The organism is Azospirillum agricola, from assembly GCF_017876095.1.
In the GTDB taxonomy this organism is placed as follows: Bacteria; Pseudomonadota; Alphaproteobacteria; order Azospirillales; family Azospirillaceae; genus Azospirillum; species Azospirillum agricola.
This window is the reverse complement of record NZ_JAGINM010000008.1, coordinates 1-18,559: the sequence shown is the minus strand read 5'-3', so window position 1 is coordinate 18,559 and position 18,559 is coordinate 1. Positions and strand designations below refer to the sequence as shown.

General features: G+C 66.3%; 21 protein-coding genes and 2 pseudogenes. 15 read left to right on the top strand and 8 right to left on the bottom strand.

Features of this window, described 5'->3' with window-relative positions:
- Window positions 1-8: 8 nt before the first annotated feature.
- The 3 genes from J2847_RS13410 to J2847_RS13400 all read left to right on the top strand — a co-directional run bounded on the left by J2847_RS13410 (window position 9) and on the right by J2847_RS13400 (window position 3,100).
- A complete protein-coding gene (locus J2847_RS13410; RefSeq protein WP_209779451.1) occupies window positions 9-1,169 on the top strand; it encodes a mandelate racemase/muconate lactonizing enzyme family protein in 1,161 nt (386 codons plus the stop codon).
- Window positions 1,170-1,431: 262 nt separating this feature from the next.
- On the top strand, window positions 1,432-2,676 hold the full coding sequence (locus tag J2847_RS13405) for an aminotransferase class V-fold PLP-dependent enzyme (protein WP_209779450.1): 1,245 nt from the start codon (window positions 1,432-1,434) through the stop codon (window positions 2,674-2,676).
- A 49-nt stretch (window positions 2,677-2,725) separates the two neighbouring features.
- The gene (locus J2847_RS13400; RefSeq protein ID WP_209779449.1) at window positions 2,726-3,100 is read left to right on the top strand and encodes a Rid family detoxifying hydrolase; all 375 of its coding nucleotides are present in this window, start codon (window positions 2,726-2,728) and stop codon (window positions 3,098-3,100) included.
- A 116-nt stretch (window positions 3,101-3,216) separates the two neighbouring features.
- On the opposite strand, the gene J2847_RS13395 is transcribed toward J2847_RS13400, so the two are convergent.
- From J2847_RS13395 to J2847_RS34145, 5 genes are all read right to left on the bottom strand, one after another.
- The gene (locus J2847_RS13395; RefSeq protein WP_209779448.1) at window positions 3,217-4,422 is read right to left on the bottom strand and encodes an ABC transporter substrate-binding protein; all 1,206 of its coding nucleotides are present in this window, start codon (window positions 4,420-4,422) and stop codon (window positions 3,217-3,219) included.
- Between the two features lie 48 nt (window positions 4,423-4,470).
- Window positions 4,471-5,241, bottom strand: coding sequence for an enoyl-CoA hydratase/isomerase family protein (locus J2847_RS13390; protein ID WP_209779447.1), 771 nt, complete (start codon window positions 5,239-5,241; stop codon window positions 4,471-4,473).
- Between the two features lie 39 nt (window positions 5,242-5,280).
- Entirely contained in the window at window positions 5,281-6,498 is a 1,218-nt protein-coding gene (locus J2847_RS13385; protein ID WP_267912528.1) for a CaiB/BaiF CoA transferase family protein, read from the bottom strand.
- Between the two features lie 406 nt (window positions 6,499-6,904).
- Window positions 6,905-7,705 carry a GntR family transcriptional regulator gene (locus tag J2847_RS13380; protein ID WP_209779445.1) on the bottom strand — a complete coding sequence of 267 codons (801 nt, stop codon included), beginning with the start codon at window positions 7,703-7,705 and terminating at the stop codon, window positions 6,905-6,907.
- Window positions 7,706-7,806: 101 nt separating this feature from the next.
- Complete coding sequence (locus J2847_RS34145) at window positions 7,807-8,046, bottom strand: NAD-binding protein (RefSeq protein ID WP_325169405.1); 240 nt, start codon at window positions 8,044-8,046, stop codon at window positions 7,807-7,809.
- Window positions 8,047-8,611: 565 nt separating this feature from the next.
- Between J2847_RS34145 and J2847_RS13370 the strand changes: the two genes are divergently transcribed.
- Window positions 8,612-10,027 (top strand): aldehyde dehydrogenase family protein, encoded by a 1,416-nt coding sequence (locus J2847_RS13370; protein WP_325169404.1) that lies wholly within the window; start codon window positions 8,612-8,614, stop codon window positions 10,025-10,027.
- A gap of 61 nt (window positions 10,028-10,088) precedes the next feature.
- Window positions 10,089-10,559, top strand: a complete 471-nt coding sequence (locus tag J2847_RS13365; protein WP_209779442.1) for a discoidin domain-containing protein — start codon at window positions 10,089-10,091, stop codon at window positions 10,557-10,559.
- Window positions 10,560-10,668: 109 nt separating this feature from the next.
- Here J2847_RS13365 and J2847_RS13360 read toward each other — a convergent pair.
- The 3 genes and pseudogenes from J2847_RS13360 to J2847_RS13350 all read right to left on the bottom strand — a co-directional run.
- Window positions 10,669-11,010, bottom strand: a pseudogene (locus tag J2847_RS13360) (transposase); the annotation flags it as partial.
- 274 nt (window positions 11,011-11,284) lie between these two features.
- Window positions 11,285-13,705 carry an ATP-dependent helicase gene (locus J2847_RS13355; RefSeq protein WP_209779441.1) on the bottom strand — a complete coding sequence of 807 codons (2,421 nt, stop codon included), beginning with the start codon at window positions 13,703-13,705 and terminating at the stop codon, window positions 11,285-11,287.
- Window positions 13,706-13,941: 236 nt separating this feature from the next.
- Entirely contained in the window at window positions 13,942-14,535 is a 594-nt protein-coding gene (locus J2847_RS13350; RefSeq protein WP_325169403.1) for a Crp/Fnr family transcriptional regulator, read from the bottom strand.
- Window positions 14,536-14,852: 317 nt separating this feature from the next.
- Here J2847_RS13350 and J2847_RS13345 point away from each other — a divergent pair, with 317 nt between their 5' ends.
- From J2847_RS13345 to J2847_RS13305, 10 genes and pseudogenes are all read left to right on the top strand, one after another.
- Window positions 14,853-15,080 carry a hypothetical protein gene (locus tag J2847_RS13345; protein WP_209779439.1) on the top strand — a complete coding sequence of 76 codons (228 nt, stop codon included), beginning with the start codon at window positions 14,853-14,855 and terminating at the stop codon, window positions 15,078-15,080.
- A gap of 75 nt (window positions 15,081-15,155) precedes the next feature.
- A pseudogene (locus J2847_RS34140) lies at window positions 15,156-15,479 on the top strand (IS5 family transposase); the annotation flags it as partial.
- Window positions 15,365-15,859: a transposase gene (locus J2847_RS13340; RefSeq protein WP_233474504.1), complete on the top strand. Its 495-nt coding sequence runs from the start codon at window positions 15,365-15,367 to the stop codon at window positions 15,857-15,859. The pseudogene J2847_RS34140 and the gene J2847_RS13340, both read left to right, overlap by 115 nt.
- A 310-nt stretch (window positions 15,860-16,169) precedes the next feature.
- On the top strand, window positions 16,170-16,421 hold the full coding sequence (locus tag J2847_RS13335) for a MerR family transcriptional regulator (protein WP_209779438.1): 252 nt from the start codon (window positions 16,170-16,172) through the stop codon (window positions 16,419-16,421).
- A complete protein-coding gene (locus tag J2847_RS13330) occupies window positions 16,418-16,858 on the top strand; it encodes a helix-turn-helix domain-containing protein (RefSeq protein WP_209779437.1) in 441 nt (146 codons plus the stop codon). Before J2847_RS13335 ends, J2847_RS13330 begins: the two co-directional genes overlap by 4 nt.
- A 281-nt stretch (window positions 16,859-17,139) precedes the next feature.
- The gene (locus J2847_RS13325; RefSeq protein ID WP_209779436.1) at window positions 17,140-17,394 is read left to right on the top strand and encodes a hypothetical protein; all 255 of its coding nucleotides are present in this window, start codon (window positions 17,140-17,142) and stop codon (window positions 17,392-17,394) included.
- The gene (locus J2847_RS13320) at window positions 17,391-17,642 is read left to right on the top strand and encodes a transcriptional coactivator p15/PC4 family protein (RefSeq protein ID WP_209779435.1); all 252 of its coding nucleotides are present in this window, start codon (window positions 17,391-17,393) and stop codon (window positions 17,640-17,642) included. The genes J2847_RS13325 and J2847_RS13320 overlap by 4 nt, the downstream gene beginning before the upstream one ends.
- Complete coding sequence (locus J2847_RS13315) at window positions 17,639-17,866, top strand: hypothetical protein (RefSeq protein WP_209779434.1); 228 nt, start codon at window positions 17,639-17,641, stop codon at window positions 17,864-17,866. Before J2847_RS13320 ends, J2847_RS13315 begins: the two co-directional genes overlap by 4 nt.
- A 91-nt stretch (window positions 17,867-17,957) precedes the next feature.
- A complete protein-coding gene (locus J2847_RS13310; protein WP_209779433.1) occupies window positions 17,958-18,365 on the top strand; it encodes a hypothetical protein in 408 nt (135 codons plus the stop codon).
- Window positions 18,366-18,503 (top strand): hypothetical protein, encoded by a 138-nt coding sequence (locus J2847_RS13305; protein WP_209779432.1) that lies wholly within the window; start codon window positions 18,366-18,368, stop codon window positions 18,501-18,503.
- Window positions 18,504-18,559 lie beyond the last annotated feature (56 nt).

Here is an 18,559-nt window from a genome sequence, read left to right as displayed (position 1 = left end):
CCTTCATCATGAAGATCACCAAAGCCACGATCTACGCCATCAACAGCGAGGGCCTCAAACCCGTCATCGTCAAACTCGATACCGATGAGGGAATATCCGGCCTCGGCGAGGTCGCCACGGCTTATGGCTGCGGCCGGACCGGCGCCGCGGGCATGATCCAGGATCTGTGCGCGCGGTTCGTGATCGGCGCCGATCCGACCCGCATCAACAGCCTGGTCGGCGAGATGTACGATCAGTCCTTCTGGCTAAAGAATCCGGGGGGCATTGCCGGAGCCGGCCTCAGCGCCATCGAGCAGGCTCTGTGGGACATTCGGGCACGGGCGCTGAACGTTCCAGTCCACGAACTGTTCGGCGGACGGATGCGTGACACGCTCGCCTACTACGCCAATGGCTGGTACTTCGGCGCGACCTCCGTCGGCGATCTGTTGCGCCAGGCGGAGGCGGCCGTGAAGGACGGGCACAAGGCCCTGAAAATGTACCCCTTGGCGCGGATTCAGCCCAACGGGACCCTTCGGCACACGGTCAACCGCTACGCGGATGACCGCGAAGCGGTAAGCACCGCGCTGGATATCGTCGCGCAGGTCCGGCGCACCGTGGGCGCCGATGTCACGCTCATGCTCGATCTGGCCGGTGGTTTTTCGGTGAGCGATACCATCCGCTTCGTCCATGGTCTGGAAGACCTGGACATCGCGTTCATCGAGGAAATCAGCGATCCGGGAGACCTGGGTGCGCTGGAGCGGGTCGCCGCCAGCACGAATATTCCAATCGCCACCGGCGAGCGGCAATATCTGCGGTATGGCTTCCGCGATCTGTTGGAGCGTCGGGCCGTCGGCATCCTGCAGCCGGACATCGGCAACACCGGCGGGTTCGCCGAAGCCCATAAGATTGCCGCCATGGCCGACGCCTACGGTGTCAAGGTGCAACCCCATGTCTGCGGCAGTTCCGTTGCGGCCAGCATCGCCACCCATCTCAGCGCGGTGATTCCGAACTTCTACGTTCAGGAACACTTCCCCTACTGGGCCCGCGTTCCCGGCTGGATCGAAGTGGCGACGGAGCCCTTCGAGACCCGTCTGAAGAACGGCGCTCTGCAAATTCCGGACGGGCCGGGTTACGGCGTCACGCTGAAGGACGCCGTGGTCCGGGAGCACATCTGGGCCGAGGTTCGTTAAGTCCGCCTGACAGAAGCTTGAGTCGTCTCTCGACTCGTCATCCCCGCGAAGGCGGGGATCCAGAGTTTTCCGAGCGGAACCAATGGGAAAAGCCTGGATCCCCGCCTTCGCGGGGATGACGGTTCCATTGGGCACCGATGGCGAAAACGGAATTCTGTTCGGCGCTCTAAGTCCGCCCACGGGCGGGTGCGGCACACGTTCAAGACCACCGGGGAAGGGCGATGCCTTTCCCCGGCGGCCGTTACAAAGCAGTCCAATGACCATGACCGGAAACGATCCGCGTCCGGCCGGCGCCTTCCCTTTGCCTGCCGACATCCAAGACGAGGAACTGGACGCGCTCCGTGCCGAGACGCCGGGGCTCGCCGGACAAACGTTCCTCTTGAGTTGCGGCGCGTCGCTGATGCCACGCCCCGTGGTCGAGCGGATGCACGACTACCTGGAGCTGGAAGCCCGGCTGGGCGGATACGGTGCCTTCGCGGCTTCCGAGGAGCGGCTGGAGCGTGTGTATGGGTCGATCGCCCGGTTGATCAACGCAGCGCCCTGCGAGATCGCTCTCGTCGAGAACGCCACGGTCGCGTGGCAGCTGGCGTTCCATTCCCTCGACTTCACCCCCGGCGATGTGATCATCACCGCCGAGGCCGAATACGGCGCCAATTATGTGACCCTGCTCCAGATGCAGCGGCGCCGGGGAGTCGTCATCCGCGTGTGTCCGTCGGATGAGCAAGGCATCGTCGATCTGACGGCGCTAGAGCGGATGATCGATCCGAAGGTTCGCCTGATTTCGTTGACCTGGGTGCCGACCAACGGCGGGTTGAACAACCCGGCGGCGGCCGTCGGGCGGATCGCCCGCGCGCACGGCATTCCCTATCTGCTGGATGCCTGCCAGGCGGTCGGTCAGATGCCGGTCGACGTCCAGACGCTCGGCTGCGACTTTTTGGCCGCGACGTCGCGCAAGTTCCTGCGGGGACCGCGTGGCGCGGGCTTCCTGTATGTCCGCCGCGCGATGCTGGATCGGTGCGAGCCTCCCTTCATCGATCACATCGGCGCCCGGTGGGTGGAGCGCAACCGCTATGAGCTGCGCGACGACGCCCGGCGCTACGAAAGCTGGGAAAGCAACCACATGGCTCGGCTCGGCATGGGCGAGGCCGCCGATTATGCAATGGAAATCGGCATCGACCGCATCTGGCGCCGCTGCCGCGGGTTGGCGCAGCGGCTTCGAGATGGCTTGGCAAGCGTGCCCAGCTTCCGGACTCATGACCTGGGCGAGTGCCCCAGTGCCATCGTCAGCTTCACCTCCGATGCCGTGGACCCGCGGAACATCGTCGCCGGAGCCGCAGCCCATGGCATCGTCATCAGCACCTCGTCGCCGGAAAGCACCCGCCTGGACGCCGAACGCCGGCATCTGCCCACGCTGGTTCGGGCGGCCCCGCACTACTTCAACACCGAGGCGGAAATCGACCAGCTCGTCGCTTTCGCCGAATCCCTGATCCGTCACGGCGACGGCTGATCTCGCTTCCCCGCCCCCCGAGCCATGACGAGCCATAAGGAGACAGACCGTGACCCCCATTCATACCGACTCCGCCCCGGCTGCCATCGGCCCCTATTGTCAAGCCATGCGCCACGGCGACCTGCTGTTTGTTTCGGGCCAGCTTCCCATCGTTCCGGCGACCGGGGTTTTTGTATCGGAAGACCCCAAAGAACAGATGGCCCAATGCCTTGCCAACATCGCCGCGATTGCCGAGGCCGCCGGCACGGACATCGCCAAATCCCTGAAAATCACCGTTCTGGTCACCGACCTGTCCACCTTCGCCGCCCTGAACGACGAATATGCGAAGGTGTTTTCCACGCATAAGCCGGCCCGTGCCTGCTATGAAGTTTCGGCCCTTCCGAAAGGCGCCCAGGTCGAAATCGACGCGATCATCGCCGTGTGAAGCACTTCACGGAACAATGGTGTCCGCTGATGTGGTGGAAGGGCCGTCCACCACATCAGCTCAGCGTTGCTTGTCGCCGCTGCTTGTCGCCCCGCGGCGGGTCCAGTGGTACAGCTTCACCCCTTGACCATATAGCATTTGCTTTCCGAGAGAGGAATGACCGCCTGCTCGGCAGGGATGGTCCGAAGCACCTTGTAATAATCCCATGGCCCCTTCGAATCCTCTGGACGCTTCACCTCGACCAGATACATGTCGTGGACGACGCGCCCATCCGCCCGGATTTTGGCATCATGGGCGAAGAAGTCGTTCACCGGCAGCTCGCGCATCTTTTCGGCAACGACCGTCCCCTTGTCCGTGCCGGCGGCTTGAACCGCTTTCAGATAATGGAGCACGGAGGAGTAGATGCCCGCGTGAACCTGGGTGGGCATCCGCTTCATCGTCTGTTCGTACCGCTTGGCAAAAGCCCGGCTCCCGTCATCGCGATCCCAATAATAGGCGGTTGTGGCGATCAGCCCCTTGGCGTTGCTGAGTCCCATCGCGTGGACATCGCTGATCATCAGAACAAGGCCGACCAGCTTCTGCCCGGCATCGGTTATTCCGAACTCGGCGGCCTGCTTGACGGAGTTGATCGTGTCCGAACCGCCATTCGCGAGTCCGACGATCTGCGCGCCGGACGACTGCGCTTGCAGGAGATAGGAGGAGAAGTCATTGGCGTTCGTCGGATGCCGGACCTCGCCGACGATCTTGCCTCCGTTCGCGGTGATCTCCTTCCGCAGATCCGCGGCCATCTGGTGACCGAACGCGTAATCGGCGGTCACCAGAAACCAATTCTTACCGCCCTCCTGGACCACCGCCCGGGCGCTGCCGATCGATTGCGAGTAGGTGTCCATGACCCAATGGAAGCCCGTCGGCGAGCAGTCCTCGTTCGTCAGGCGGGTGGTGGCGGGGCCGGACGCCAGGGCGACGATGCCGCGCTCCTTGGTCAAGGCCTGCACGGACAGCGCCGCCGCGGAATTGGTCATATCGGCGATCGCGTGGACACCGTCGACGTCGATCCATTGCCGCGCCTTGTTGGAGGCGGTGTCCGCCTTGTTCTGGTGGTCGGCCGACAGGATTTCGATGCGTTTGCCCAGAACGGTGCCACCGAAATCCTCGACGGCGAGTTTCGCCGCGACGACCGCGCCGGGGCCGCTGAAATCCGCGTAAGGCCCGGAATGGTCACCGAGCACACCGATGCGGAAGACATCCTGGGGCGCCTGGGCGAGGGCCGCGGTGGCCCCGAGGCAAAGCGCCGTGGAGAGCAGAAGGCTGGACAGACGCATGGTTCCTCCCGTTTTTCGGTTGAGATCATCGATTGATGGATTGCGCGGTCAGGCTTCGGTTCGTGCCAGGAACCTGCGCACGCCTTCCCGGTATTCGTCCGTTTCGGCGAACGCATAATGCCGAAGGCGTTCTTCCCTGGTGACCGGCGAGGGATCGGTCATGAGGCGGCGGATCTGCTGCTTGTGCGACCGTGCCGCCCCGATCCCGCTGCGCGCGATGCCGTCGACCACCGCCTCAAGGGCGGCTTCGAACTCCCCGGCCGGCGCGACCCGGGTCAGCAACCCCTTCTCGTAAGCGCGCGGGGCATCATACACGGCGCCCTGTATCAGCATTTCGGCGAGGGTCGCCGGCCCGACCAGCCTGAACAGCGCCTGGGTCTCCGCAATGGCCAGCGGAAAACCGAGCCGTCCGACCGGCGCCCCGAACCGCGCGGCCTCGTGGGCCAGACGGATGTCGCACACCGCCGCGATCTCCAGCCCTCCCCCGAAGCAGGCCCCCTGAATGGCCGCCACCGTGGGAACCGGACATTCCGCAAGCGCTTTCAGGCATTTCAAGACATGGTTTTCGTGAAACGCGACGACCTGATCGAAGGTCGACCGCAACTCGGCGAATTCCGATATGTCGGCGCCGGCGGAGAAGGCCGCGTCCCCCTGCCCACGGATGACGATGCACCGCAAGGCCTCGTCGCGGCCCAGGCGCGTGACGCTTGCCTCGAGTTCCGCCCACATGGCTAGGGACATGGCGTTGAGCTTGCCGGCATTCTCCAACGTCACCGTTGCGCGATGGCCCGTTACCGCCGTGAGGACCGCACCGGTCATTTGAACGCTCCAACCGATTGAAAATGGCGAACAGGCGGGTCAGGCGACCTTTTCCCGGCCGTCCCGATGATCCGATCCGCGCGGGTTCTGGTAGACGACGCGCGTCTCCTCCCAATGGGCGATCTCGCCGGCGGAGAAGCCGAGATCCGTGAGGATCGCCCGGCTGTGCTGCCCAAGCACGGGCGGAGGTTTCCGGATCCAGCGGCCGTCATGGCCATCCATCCGCAGCGGGTTGGAAATCTGCCGCATCGGCCCGAGCGTCGGATGCTCGAAGGACTCGATCAGGTCGAGATGCGCGACCTGGGCATCGGCGACGACGTCGTCGATCCTGTTGATCGGGCCGGCGGGGATTCCCGCCTCGACCAGCCGTTCCGTCCAGTCCGCACGGGTCCTCGTCGCCAGACGCTCCTCGATGATGAGCCGCAGTTCTTCCCGATGGGCCATGCGGCCGGCGTTGTCGGTGAAGCGTTCGTCATCCTTCAGACCGGCGAGGCCGATGACGTCGCACAGGCTGAGCCACATGTCCTGCGTGGCGGCGCCGATGTTCAGGTTGCCGTCCTGCGCGCGGAACACGCCGTAGGGAGCGATCACCGGATGCACGTTGCCGGTGGGCAATGCGACCTCGCCCAGGTTGAGGTAGCGCTGGCCCTGCACGCTCAACAGGCTGACCAGACTGGACAGCAGCGAGGTCTCGATGACACGTCCCGCACCGGTCTGCTGCCTTTGCGCCCAAGCGGCCAGCACGCCGATCGCCAGCCACATGCCCGACGTCATGTCCCCGATGGCCACGCCGACGCGCGTGGGTCCGGTTTCCGGCGTGCCGGTGAAGCTCATGAAGCCGGCGTAGCCCTGGGCGATCTGATCGAAGCCCGGCCGGGAGGCGAGCGGCCCGTCGCTGCCGAAGCCGCTCAGGCTGGCGATGATCAGCTCGGGTTTTTCCGCTCGCAGGCCGGCGGGCTCCAGCCCCATCTGGGCGAGGGTGCCGGGACGGAAATTCTCGATGATCACGTCGCAGCGCAGCGCCATCTCGCGCAGCAGGCGCCGCCCTTCCTCGCAGCGGAAGTTGATGCCGATGTCGCGCTTGTTTCGGTTTCCGCAGAGGTAATAGACGCTCTCGTCACGGTCGAACGGCCCCCACGCCCGGATCATGTCGCCATCGGGGATCGCCTCGACCTTGATGACGTCCGCTCCCAAGTCACCCAGGATCAGCCCGCAGAACGGCCCCGACAGGGCCCGACTCAAATCCAGCACTCTCATGCCTGTAAGCGGAAATGACGCTTGATCCACCGTGACCTCGCTTGCTGAATGCGCTGGATGTGTTGGATGTGTCGGCGTCCCGCACGCGCCTTTGCCGCGCATCGCCGTCTGATCGCCCGGTTCGATGGGCGGCGATCGCCGTCGCCCTGGCCGGCTGCCATGGAAAGTTGGCGGCGTGCGCGATCCGTTGATTGATCTTGCGAACAGTCAGCCGTCTCGTCAAGCTATATGTATGTAGATAAGCGATTTAAATATTTTTATGGCCCAACTCCGCATGGACCGAGGAGCGGGCAAGGATTTTGGGCCCACGCCCCGGCAGACGGCGCGGCCGCCCCGAAGGGTCGCGGGCGCATCCAGGCGGATGCCTTCAATCCACCGTCACGTCAGGGGGCAAAAACGCCGCGTTTCAGGTCGCAACGGCGGACTTGCGGCGTGGCCCGCTCTTGCGCGTCGTCGTTTTCCGGGCGCCGCTCCGTTCCCTGCGCGGCGCTTCAACGACGGAGGAACCGCTGGAATCGGAGGGTTGGGAGGGCTGGCCCGGATCGTCCGGAAGCTCCGCCAGGAAATCCATCAGCCCAACGGCACCGATCACATGCTCGTGCATCGCCGCCTCGGCGCCGGCGTCGTCCCCGGCCACGATCGCCTCGGCCACACGATGATGGCCGGCGTAGGATCGTTCCATGCCGCCGGGCCGCTGGAAGGGATTGCGGCGGTACATGCGCAAACGGCGCCGGATGTCCCGCACCTGGCTTGCCAGGAACTCGTTCCTGGCGCCGGCGTAGATCGCCTCGTGGAACTCGTGGTTCGCCTCGTCGTAGCCGGCGACGTCCTTCGCCTCGACCATCGGCAGAAAGGACAGAAGGATGGCGCGAAGCCTGTCCTGCTCTTCCCGGGTCATGCGCCTGGCGGCGAGCTGCGCGCAGTATCCTTCGAGTTTCGCCAGCACCTCGAGCATGGCGGCGATCTGCTTGACCGACAGGCGCGCGATCTCGGCACCCTGGCGGGGCCGGAAAATGACGAGACCGAGCGACGCGAGCTGGAGAAGGGCCTCGCGCACCGGCGTGCGGGAGACCCCGAACCTCTTGCAGAGTTCCTGTTCGTCGAGCCGGTCTCCCGGACGGAAATGGCCTTCCGAAATCTCGTTCTCCAGCCAGGCCCGCAACTGGCTTGGACGGCTGAGAGAGATGTCGTCTGGACCGGCCGGCATGCAACCTCACACTCTCATTCTTGGAAACCGTTGGAACGCGCTGGTTTGGACCACGCTGGGCGATATGCGGATGCGCACAGCGTCATATACTTTGCCACACTTCAATCGGTGGCGCCAGCGTGGGCCCCGTCACGCAGGTAGCGCACAATCGCCGAGAAATCGTCACCCCCATGCCCGCTGTCCGCAAACAGGGAGTAGACATCGACGGCGGCAAAGCCGAGCGGGGTCGTCGCGTTCGCGGCCAGGGCGGCCTCCTTCGCCAAACGCAGATCCTTGAGCATCAGCGAGGCGGCGAAGGGACCGCCCATGTTGCCGAGCCCGACACATGCGATGACATCCACGCGTGTTCTCCTCCATGAAAGGCGGTCGGCCGTCGCTGCCAGCCAAGCGCGCCCCGGTTGGGTGCGCCGCGTCGTCATCCCCGTTCGAGGCGACCGCGCGTTGGAATGAGGGATAAGGCGCGCGGAGAGACCTCCGCGTAGCGCCCACGCACATCTTATCCAGCGAGCGCATACCTTGTCCATTCCAATGCATACGAAACCAAGATCCGGTCGTTCCGGATCGCATCTTTCCTGACGGCAATTCGCGCGGATTCGCTGGATCAGCGCCATGAAAAAAATATTTATAAGCAAAATTTGAATACACATCGTTGACCAAACGAACATCGCCGGCTATGGTGGGATCGACAGGAAGCGATCGAAGGCGCCCCGGCCGTACCGCCGCCGTCCGGCGCGGTCGGAGCGGGGACCTGTGCCGGCAGGGGGAACGGCGCGCTCCCCCGCCCTTCCCAGCTGGCTGATGGCAAAGAATGACGTTCTGGGCATGGAGTGACGCGCGATGCAGCATACAGGTGAGATCAGCCAGCCGGCCGTGATGCGGCGACGGATGCTGATTGGAGGCGATTGGGTGGAGGCGGCCTCCGGCGAGGCATTCCCGGTGGAGAATCCGGCCAAGCGCGCGATCATCGCAACGGTTCCCCGCGGCACCGCCGTCGACGTCGAGCTGGCCGTGCGGAGCGCGTCCGATGCCTTCCCGGCGTGGAGCGCCGTCGCGCCCCGGGAACGTGGCCGGATGCTGCTCCAGATCGCCGACGCGATGGAGGCCCGGCTGGAGGACGTCGCCCGCCTTATCGCGCTGGAAACAGGCAACGCTCTGCGCACGCAGGCCCGTGCCGAGGCGAGGATCTCGGCGGACATCTTCCGCTATTTCGGCGGCCTCGGCGGTGAACTCAAAGGAGCGACGATTCCGCTCGGCGATTCGGTTCTCAGCTACACGCGACGCGAGCCTCTCGGCGTGGTCGGCGCGATCATTCCCTGGAACGCCCCGGTCCTTCTGGCGGCGCTCAAGATCGCGCCGGCCCTGTGCGCCGGCAACACGATGGTGCTGAAGACCGCCGAGGATGCGCCGCTCGCCGTTCTGCTCATGGCGGAGATCTGCCAGCAATTCCTGCCGGCCGGCGTGCTGAACGTGCTGACCGGCTTTGGCGTCGAATGCGGCGCCCCGCTTCTCAACCATCCGGCCATCGCCAAGCTGTCCTTCACCGGATCGACCGCCGTCGGCAAGATCGTCATGGAGGCGGCCTCCCACCGTATCGTTCCGGTGTCGCTCGAACTTGGCGGCAAGAGTCCCTCGATCGTCTTCCCCGATGCCGACGAGGACTGGGTGGTGGAGGGCATCGTCGCGGCCATGCGCTTCACCCGGCAAAGCCAGTCCTGCACGGCGGGCTCGCGCCTGTTCCTGCACAGGAGCGTCTTCGACTCGTTCCTCGACAAATTGTCCGCCAAAGTTTCGACGCTGCGCATTGGCGATCCGTTGGCGGAGGACACCGACGTCGGCACCATCATCAACGAAAGGCAGTTCAACCGCGTCTGCGGATACATCGAATCCGGCCTTGCCGAGCCGGATGCCAAACTTGTGGCCGGCGGTCTTCCGCCGACCGACGGGCCGTTGAGCGAGGGCTACTTCGTGCAGCCGACGATCTTCGCGCACACCTCCAACGACTGGCGTCTGTCCCGGGAAGAGATCTTCGGTCCGGTGCTGGTGGCCATTCCCTGGACCGACGAGGCCGACGTCATCAGAATGGCGAACGACACCCATTATGGCCTCGCCGCCTATCTGTGGACCCACGACATCGGCAAGGCCCTGCGGACCGCGCATCAGGTTCAGGCCGGCTGGGTCCAGATCAACCAGGGCACCGGGCAATCCCCGGGACAATCCTATGGTGGCTACAAGCAGAGCGGCCTCGGCCGCGAATTCTCGCTCGAAGCCATGCTGGACAGCTTCACGCAGCTCAAGAACATCACCGTCAACCTGACCCGCTGACACGACAGAGCCGCAACAGGGCGGCGTACGGGAGGCGCTTTATGAGAGCGTGTCCGGGTATGTGGAGCTGCTCGAGGTCGAGTTCTTCACAACACCGGACGCCTCCGGGACATCGGAAAACTGCTGCATCACCGCGATCACGGTCAACAGCAGCTATCCCGGCTTTCCGGCGAGCGATGCCATTGACGGCAACACCTTGACGACGTGGTCGACGGCTGACAATTCGGCGTCCAACTCTTGGATCGCCGTAGACTTCATCGCGTTCATCGGCCTGTCGACGCGCACGACCCGTGCGATGGCGATCTACCCGAGAGACACGCGGATTTCCCCGACGACATACCTTGAGGCGTCCTCGGACAATTCGACGTGGACGCGCGTCGCGACGCTGTCCCCGGCAAGCACGCAGGTGCGTCAGGTCTTCGCCAACTTCCAACAATCCTCCAATAAGCAAGAGAAAAAGCGATGCTCCCCCCTGTTGCCATTGTGTCCGGCGGCCTCGTCCGGGCAAATTTCGACCGAGCCGCCCCCTTGACCGGCCCCGGCGGCGTCCAGCACCCCGCCGAAGCTTGGACGCTTGGCGGCCGGATCAGGTTGTAGGCGGCAGCGGTCAGGGTGAACACCCAGCCGACGCGAGCCGTGCCCCGGTGGCGGGTCTTGGTGAACACCGTGACGTCCCACACCGGGGCGTCCATCGACAAGCCGACGAACCAGCGGAACGGCAGGTTGTAATCGAGTTGCTCCATCAGTTGGCGTTCCGAGCGCACCGAGTGGAAGGCCTGGAGCAGCCGCGCCCGCAGCAGCCTCTCCGGCGGGATCGAGGGGCGCCCGATCTTCGAGTACAGCCCCTCGAAGGCGGGCGACATCACCTCAAGCGCTTCGTCCACGATGGCCCGGATCGCTCGCAGCGGGTGGTTGGCTGGAACACGCCCCTCGCAGCTCACCGAGCTGAACAGACCCTCGCTGCGTTCATCCGAGACCCGCATCGTCCTCTCGCAGGCCGCATTCCCCTCGACCGGAGAGAATCACGACCGCCCGGCCGGGCAAAGCCTTTTTCTGCGTCCTGATAATCGACTGGGATACAAATAAGCCCCGTTGATGGCGTCAGCTTCCTGCTCGGCCCATGAAGCGACATTTAACTGCCGTCTCATACAACTGCTTTCGGCGAAATCACGCATATTGGTCTGATATTTCGGTGTCTGCTCATGGCGCAGAGCAAAAGCCCCGCTGTTCCGCCTCGTCTGCACCGACGTTCGGCATTCATCCGGCAGCATGCGTCCAAACCTCGATGATCGGAACCTCCCAGCTTTCGGTCCTCAGCTGCCCACGCCAAGCCTCGGCGCCATCCGTCCGATAGCGCCGGACCACGGCGTGCACTCTCGCCTGTTCGATGGCCGGCACCAGAACCGACCAGTGCCGGCTGGCCATCTCCGAAAGCCGCAGCACCACGGTGCCGTCGGCCGCCAGCACCGTTACCCGGTCCTCCGGCGTGGGCGGTGCCCGCAACGCAACCGCATCGCCCGGCCGCAGCCCAGCGAGAGCGCGATGGACCGGTGCCGTCGCCGGCTGGCGGCCGGCAAAATCGATGTAAAGATCACCAAGCCCGAGCACCGTGCGCTGGCGGTTGAGCAGCCCCGGATCGGCCCGCCCGGCGGCGGATGCCACCTGTTCCACGCCGTCGAGCAGGGGGAGGTGCGGATTCCTCACATCGGCCCGGCGCATCAGGCACAGCGTCTCGCGGGCCCGCGTCATGCCGACGTAGAACAGCCGGCGCTCCTCCTCCTGCGCCCCGGTCCCGGCGCGCGGCCGGCCGGCCCATCCGCCATCGAGGATGAAGACATGCCGGAATTCCAGCCCCTTCGCGCCGTGCGGCGTGCCGATGTGGATGCCGGCCCCGGTCGACCGCTCGCGGCGCAGCTGGGCCAGCCCCTCGTAGAGGAAATCGCGCGCCGCCTCCGGCTCCGCCGCCCGGCCGGCACACACCGCCGCCCACCCGTCGAGCAGCTGCCCGACCAGTCCCCACCAGGGGGAAGCGCCCTGCTCGTGCCGCGCGGCCGCCAGCTGGGCGCGCAGCCAGGCCTCGTCGACGCGCGCGGTCGCCCGCCGCAACCGGTCGAGGAACGCCACCACCTCGCGCAGCCGGTGCAGGGGAAATCGGTCGGAGGTGTCGTCGTAGGCGGGGTCGCAGGGCACGCCGTTCCGTTCGCACAGGGCATGGAACGGCGCCAGATCATGGCGCGTGCGCGCCAGCACGGCGACGTCGCTCCAGGACGCCCGCGGATTGAGCGCCCGCCGCTCGTGAATGAGCGCCATGACTGTGCCGATCTGGTGCGCGGCGTCCTCGACGGCCAGGACCCGCACGGGCTCGCCCGCCGCCCCCCCGGCCCGCGCCCGGTCGATGCGGATGGGATGGCCGGTCTTCATCCGGTCGCCGTTGTGCCGGATCAGCGTGTTGGCCGCCGCGATCACGGCGGCGGTCGACCGGTAGTTCTCCACCAGATGATGGACCTCGGCCGCGTAATCCTCGCGGTAGCGGCGGATGAAGGCGACGTCGGCGTGGCGGAAGCCGTACACCGCCTGGTCGTCGTCGCCGACCGCCATCAGGGCGATCCGCCCCTCCGGATCCTTCTCCTGACGGCCGGCGATGGCGGAGACGAGGTCGTACTGCTCCTCGTCGATGTCCTGGTACTCGTCGATCAGGATGTAGCGGTAACGCGCCAGCAACCGTTCCCGCACCTCCTCGGCGTCCAGCCCCGGAAACACGCTGTCACCGCGCAGCAGCGCGGTGGCGTCGCGGATCACCGCGGCGAAGGGATCGCGGACGGTCGCCTCCGTGCCGCGCTCCAGCCGCTCGCTGATGCTCGCCCCGACCAGCCGCATGGCGAGCGCGTGGTAGGTGTGGGCGTCGACCCAGCCGACCTCGTCGCCGATCAGGTCGCGCAGCAGCCGCCGGACCGACAGCGCCGCGGCGTGGTTGAAGCACAGCACCAGGATCGCCTGCGCCGGCACCCGCAGCACCCGCATCAGGTAGGCGCAGCGATGGACGATGACCCGCGTCTTGCCCGACCCCGGCCCGGCCAGGACCAGCAGGTTGAGGCCGACCGGGGCGGTGACGATCGCCTGCTGCGCCGGATTGCCGAGACCGGTGACGATGCGGGCGTAGGTCTCCGCCGACACCGGCCGGGTCAGCTCGGTGCGGCGGCCGGGAAAATGCCGGGCCAGCAACCGGCCCTCCTGCAACAGGATCACCTTCCAGTCGTGCAGCATCAGCAGGGCCGCCTGGACCTCGGCGACGGGATCGGCGACGTCGGCCCCCAGGACGATGTCGCCGCGCACCGCCTCGGCCAGCTCCTCAAGGGTGAAGGGCACCACCGCCTTGCCGGCGCCGTCCGCCGCCCAGCTCAGCGCCAGCAGCCGGTCGAGCAGCAGGGTGGCGACGGCCTCCCGGCGCCGGGCACCCTCCTCCACGGCCTCCCAGCCGCCGGACAGTTTCAGGCTGTAGCGCCAGCGCGCCACGGTGGCGAGCCGCAGGCGTCCGCCCTGGCCACGGTTCGGGTCGGCCAGCGTCTTCAGCAGGCGCAGCACCACCTCGGGCTGGCAGTCGGCGCAGCCGCGGTCGCGCAGCCGCTGGGTGGCCGACCGGCACGCCGCACCGCCTACCCCGAAGGACGATGCCGGCAAACGGCGCCGCAACCGCGAGGAAGGCAAGCCCGGCTGATGCTCCGGGCCAAGCGGAACGGGCTGTCCGCAGCCCTGCCCTCCCCCCTCGCCGCCGGGAGCATGGAGAAACGGAAAGGTCGCCGCGGACCATGCCGGCAGTGCGGTGGCGGCGCGTTGCCTCCGCCGGACCGCGACGCAACGGCCCCCGGCGGGGCGGAACGCGCCATGACGCCGCCCGGGCACGTCCGGACCGACGCTTACCGCTGCCGCCCGCCCGTCGGATGGTTCTCTCCTTCCGGGAGGAGGCGACGGAATTCGTCGCGGACGATGCGGTAGCAGTCGCACGCGGTCTCCTCCAGCCCGGCAGGGTCGAGGATGGTGATGTTGCCGCGCGTGTAGGCGATCAACCCGGCGTTCTGCAAGAGCTTCGCCGTGACGGTCACGCCGGCCCGCCGCACGCCGAGCATCACCGCCAGATACTCCTGGGTGAGTGGAAAATCGTCGCCGGCCCGGTCCCGGCTCATCAGCAGCCAGCGGGCGCACCGCTCCTCGATGGTGTGGAGGCGGTTGCAGGCCGCCGACTGGGCGACCTGGTTGAAGTGCGCCTGCGCGAAGCGCAGGAGCTTGGCGCGCAGCGTGCCGCTCTGGTGCACGGCGGCCTGGAACGCCATGGCCGGCATCCGCCAGCCGTCGCCCGGAATCTGCACCTCGCATTGGTAGGGCATCCGGTTCGCCTCCATCAGGATCGGGGTGCCGACCAGCCCCTCGTTTCCGATCGTGCCGACCTCCACGGCGTCGCCGTCGGGCAGGACGCTGATCAGCGACGCGCATCCCCGCTCGATGAAATGCACGTGCGTGATGTCTTCGTCCGGCCGGACCAGGGGCGCCTTCTGAGGCAACTGGACAGCTTCCAGATGAGGTCTGACCACAGGGCCTCCTCCGTCGCCGAGAGGCTGCTGAGGATGTAGTTGCGGCTGTCCATGGCGATCCCCCCGGCTGTGTGGCCGGCTGTGTGGCGTGCGAGCGGGCGCCCCGTCAAAGGGCGCAAACCCGTCCATCGCGCCGACGTTCCGCGCGACATTCCCTTGTGCACGGTAGCGTACCGACGGGCACCCGCCGTTCCCGCTATTCTGCCCGTGTGGATGAGCAGCGGGAGGCGTCAGCAGCGATGGACGAGATGGACTATGAACTCCTCAAACGCCGACATCGCACCCTCATGAGGCAGGCGCAACAGGTCATCGACGAGGCCCGCCGCATCCGCTACGACTTCCGGCGCAGTTTCAAGACGGTCGACGCCTGGGGTCTCCGGCCCGCGCGGAGCGACAAGGCTGCGGCGAAGCCGTCCGGGATGACGACCAGCGCCCCGCCGGTGGCGGACGGCGACACCGAAGACTAGGGTCTGTTGACATTCATGGAACGAAGAGGGATTCCCGCGGCACGAGAAATCTGATTCAAGGCTGCCGAACCGGAGGTGGCCTTGGATCGATTGGTGCTGCGGGATGATCAATGGGAGCGGATCGCTCCTCTTCTGCCTGGAAAGGCCGGCGATCCCGGCCGTTCAGGGGTAGACAACCGGCTGTTTGTTGAAGCCGTGCTCTGGATCGTGCGGGTGGGGGCGCCCTGGCGGGACCTTCCCGCTTCGTTTGGCTGCTGGAACTCGGTGTTCCAACGCTTTCGCCGTTGGGCCAAGGCCGGTGTCTTCGACGAGGTGTTCACGGCCTTGTCGGGCGACGCGGATTTCGAGTATGCGATCATCGATGGAACCATTGTCCGGGTGCATCAGCACGGTACCGGCGCAAGGGGGGGACGCAGACTCAGGCTATCGGCCGCTCTCGCGGCGGGTTGACGACCAAGATCCTGGCCGTGGTCGATGCGCTGGGCAATCTTGGGCGCTTCATGCTGCTGCCGGGCCAGCGGCACGACAGCGTCGGTGTCGCGCCGGTCCTGGAAGGCATCGAGTTCTCCGCCTTGCTGGCCGATAAAGCCTTCGATAGCAATGCCATCCGCGCTCTGGTTGCCGAGCGAGGGGCGGTCGCCGTCATCCCTTCGAAGGCAGACCGCTCCGTGCCCATCCCTCATGACACCGAAATGTACAAATGGCGTCACCTGGTCGAGACTGGTCGAGAATTTCTTCTGCAAGATCAAGGGGTTTCGGCGCATCGCCACACGCTATGACAAGACCGACACGAGTTTTTCCGCGGCCATTCACCTGGTAGCCACCGTCTTGGCAACCTGATGAATGTCAACAGACCCTAGGCCATGCGAGACGGAGCCGGGTGTTCCCTCTCAATACGGCGAAAACATTAAGAAAATCAATTAGATATGAGACATAAGCCCCCTTCTTGGGGGCTCTTTTGTGCCTTGAGTAGCGGTTTCCCGAATTTTACCCACAGTCCAACTAAGTACCTGACGAAACAACGCTTTCACCGACGCATCCCCAAAAATACGCAGCCGTTCGGCTGTTCCGTGACGCAAGGAATGACGCATGATCGACGCAAGCGAGACGCAAGCCGTGCGGGAGGACGCGGGCGATTTGCTCTATGGAGCGCCCGCGATTGCCGCTTTTCTGAACGTGAGAACGAGACAGGCATATCACCTGATCGAGAAAGCCGGACTGCCCAGCTTCAAGCTGGGCGGTAAGGTCTGCGCCCGCCGCTCCACCCTGGCAAAGTGGCTTGTCGAGCAAGAGGCCGCTGGCCAGCCCGATCCGTCCGGGAAGGGGGCGGGCGATGAATGAGCCACAAGCCCCACCACGCCCGGCCGAACGCCACCGGCCGGAACGAGACGCGGCGGTTCGTGGCGCTCCCCCACTACCTGCTGAATAGCCCCGCATGGCGCACCCTGACCCCGAACGCCAAGGCCCTGTTGATCGACGTCTGGTCGCGGCACAACGGGGCGAACAACGGCTCCATCGCCTACGCGGTGCGGGAGGCCGCCGGGATCGGGCTGAGCAAGGACCAAGCCGGCCGGGCCTTCCGGGAGTTGGAGGAACGGGGGTTCCTGAAGGTCCGCCACGCCTCCACCTTCACCCTGAAGACCAGGGAGGCACGAACCTGGGAACTGACCGCCGAGCCGTGCGCCGGACAGCCGCCGGGCAAGGATTTCATGCGTTGGCAGCCGCCGGCCGAAAACAAAACACAGTCGCACCAGCGCGACGCACAGTCGCACCAGTGAGACACACCCGGCACTAACGCAACATTATTACCTCTGACGGTCGCACCAGCGCGACCGTGGAGGCCCGTGAAACGGTTTCACAGTCGCACCAGCGCGACACTTCTATATTCCATGTGGGTGGCACGCAGAACCCCGCTCGGCACGGCTGCCGGTGCGGTGGAGCGCCCGCCCAACGCAGAGCCGCACCGGCTGCCGATGGACGCAGCCAAGGCGCAAGACCATCGCCGTCAGGCGATGCCCGTAGACCCCCCATCACCACCACCATGAAGGACGCCCGCATCATGCCCGATGCCACCAACACCTATGCCCGCACCGTCGCCAAGAACAGCACGAAGACCATCCGCGTCGCCGTCGAGTCCAACGGAGCCGCCGGCTACGTCGATTTGCGCTGCATCGACCAGCGCCGGCCCGCGTCCGCTGGCGACGGCTTCGGCTTCCTGCCCGCCCGGTTGCCCGAACTGATCGCCGCCCTTCAGGACGCGCAGGCCGAGTGTGTGCGTCGCGGATTGCTGACCGAAGGGGAGTGCGCCCGATGACCGAGCACACCCACATCGCCACCATCGCCAAGAACGCGACCGAGGAAATCCGCGTCGGCCTGACCGCGTTCAACGGCAAGCCGCTGTGCGACTTCCGGATCTTCACCGAATACCGGGCAACCGGCGAGACCGGCCCGACCAAGAAAGGCGTGACGTTCGCCGTTGCGCTGCTGCCGCAGATCATCGCGGCGTTGCAGGAAGCCGAAGCCCGCCGGCTGGGGCTGCTGACTGGGGAGACGACGCGATGACCAGCCGTGCCGAGGTGATCGAGCGGATGCTGGCGCCCGTGGTCTTCGACAGCCGGCCTGTGCGGCGCTCCCGGATCGACGCGGCGTTGCGGGTCATCTGGGAAGGCCCGGCCCGCGACAGTGAACTGGACGGCGCCCTGGCGGGCTTGCAGGCCCGTCGCAGGGCTGGGGGTGGGGAGGGCCGGAAGGGTCCTTCCCGGCCGGACAAGGGCAGTCGGGGCTGACGGCCGCATCCCATTCCTAGCGTGTCATCGGTGTTAAGGCTTAACGGGCACAACCGTAAGCCGCACCTTTCTTAACGTTCCCGAGGTGCCCATGCCCGGACCCGTCATCGAAACGAAAGCCGCCTTCGCCCGCCGCGTCGGGCTGAGCCGGCCCCGCATCACCCAGCTTGCCGCCAAGGGCCTGCCGGTCACGGCGGACGGCAAGGTGGATGTCGGCGCGGCGCTGGAGTGGATGAGCCGTGAACTCGACCCCACCCAGCGCGTCGCCCAATCCAAGGCCAAGGCCCGGCCCGCCCTGGTCCCTCCGGTGCCCGCTCCCGTGGAGGGCGACGCGGAGGGCGAGGACGACGGCGACCTGATCGCCGCCCGCACCGAACACGAATGGCTGAAGGTGGAGCGCGCCCGGCTGGCGCTGGAGCGCGACAAGGGCGACGTCGCTCCGTGGGCGGACATCGACCGCGTGCTGTTCGAGTACGGCCGGCGCCACCGGGATGCCTGATTGGCGTGGTCCCAGCGCGTGGTTCCCGACATGGCGGCGGAACTGAAGGTGGACGGCGGCACGCTGACGGCGGTGCTGCGCAAGTTCGTGACCGCCCACCTGCAAAAGCTGTCGGAGGCCGCCGATGCTGGCCGCTGAGATCGAAGCCCGCGCGCTGGCGACCATCGCCGCCGGGCTGGCCCCGCCTCCCGACC

Excerpts from the sequence above, each read along its gene's own strand:
- J2847_RS13410 (WP_209779451.1), top strand. The coding sequence starts at position 9 with ATGAAGATCACCAAAGCCACGATCTACGCCATCAACAGCGAGGGCCTC.
- J2847_RS13405 (WP_209779450.1), top strand. The coding sequence starts at position 1,432 with ATGACCGGAAACGATCCGCGTCCGGCCGGCGCCTTCCCTTTGCCTGCC.
- J2847_RS13395 (WP_209779448.1), bottom strand. The coding sequence starts at position 4,422 with ATGCGTCTGTCCAGCCTTCTGCTCTCCACGGCGCTTTGCCTCGGGGCC.
- J2847_RS13390 (WP_209779447.1), bottom strand. The coding sequence starts at position 5,241 with ATGACCGGTGCGGTCCTCACGGCGGTAACGGGCCATCGCGCAACGGTG.
- J2847_RS13385 (WP_267912528.1), bottom strand. The coding sequence starts at position 6,498 with ATGAGAGTGCTGGATTTGAGTCGGGCCCTGTCGGGGCCGTTCTGCGGG.
- J2847_RS13380 (WP_209779445.1), bottom strand. The coding sequence starts at position 7,705 with ATGCCGGCCGGTCCAGACGACATCTCTCTCAGCCGTCCAAGCCAGTTG.
- J2847_RS13345 (WP_209779439.1), top strand. The coding sequence starts at position 14,853 with ATGGACGAGATGGACTATGAACTCCTCAAACGCCGACATCGCACCCTC.
- J2847_RS13335 (WP_209779438.1), top strand. The coding sequence starts at position 16,170 with ATGATCGACGCAAGCGAGACGCAAGCCGTGCGGGAGGACGCGGGCGAT.
- J2847_RS13330 (WP_209779437.1), top strand. The coding sequence starts at position 16,418 with ATGAGCCACAAGCCCCACCACGCCCGGCCGAACGCCACCGGCCGGAAC.
- J2847_RS13325 (WP_209779436.1), top strand. The coding sequence starts at position 17,140 with ATGCCCGATGCCACCAACACCTATGCCCGCACCGTCGCCAAGAACAGC.
- J2847_RS13320 (WP_209779435.1), top strand. The coding sequence starts at position 17,391 with ATGACCGAGCACACCCACATCGCCACCATCGCCAAGAACGCGACCGAG.
- J2847_RS13315 (WP_209779434.1), top strand. The coding sequence starts at position 17,639 with ATGACCAGCCGTGCCGAGGTGATCGAGCGGATGCTGGCGCCCGTGGTC.
- J2847_RS13310 (WP_209779433.1), top strand. The coding sequence starts at position 17,958 with ATGCCCGGACCCGTCATCGAAACGAAAGCCGCCTTCGCCCGCCGCGTC.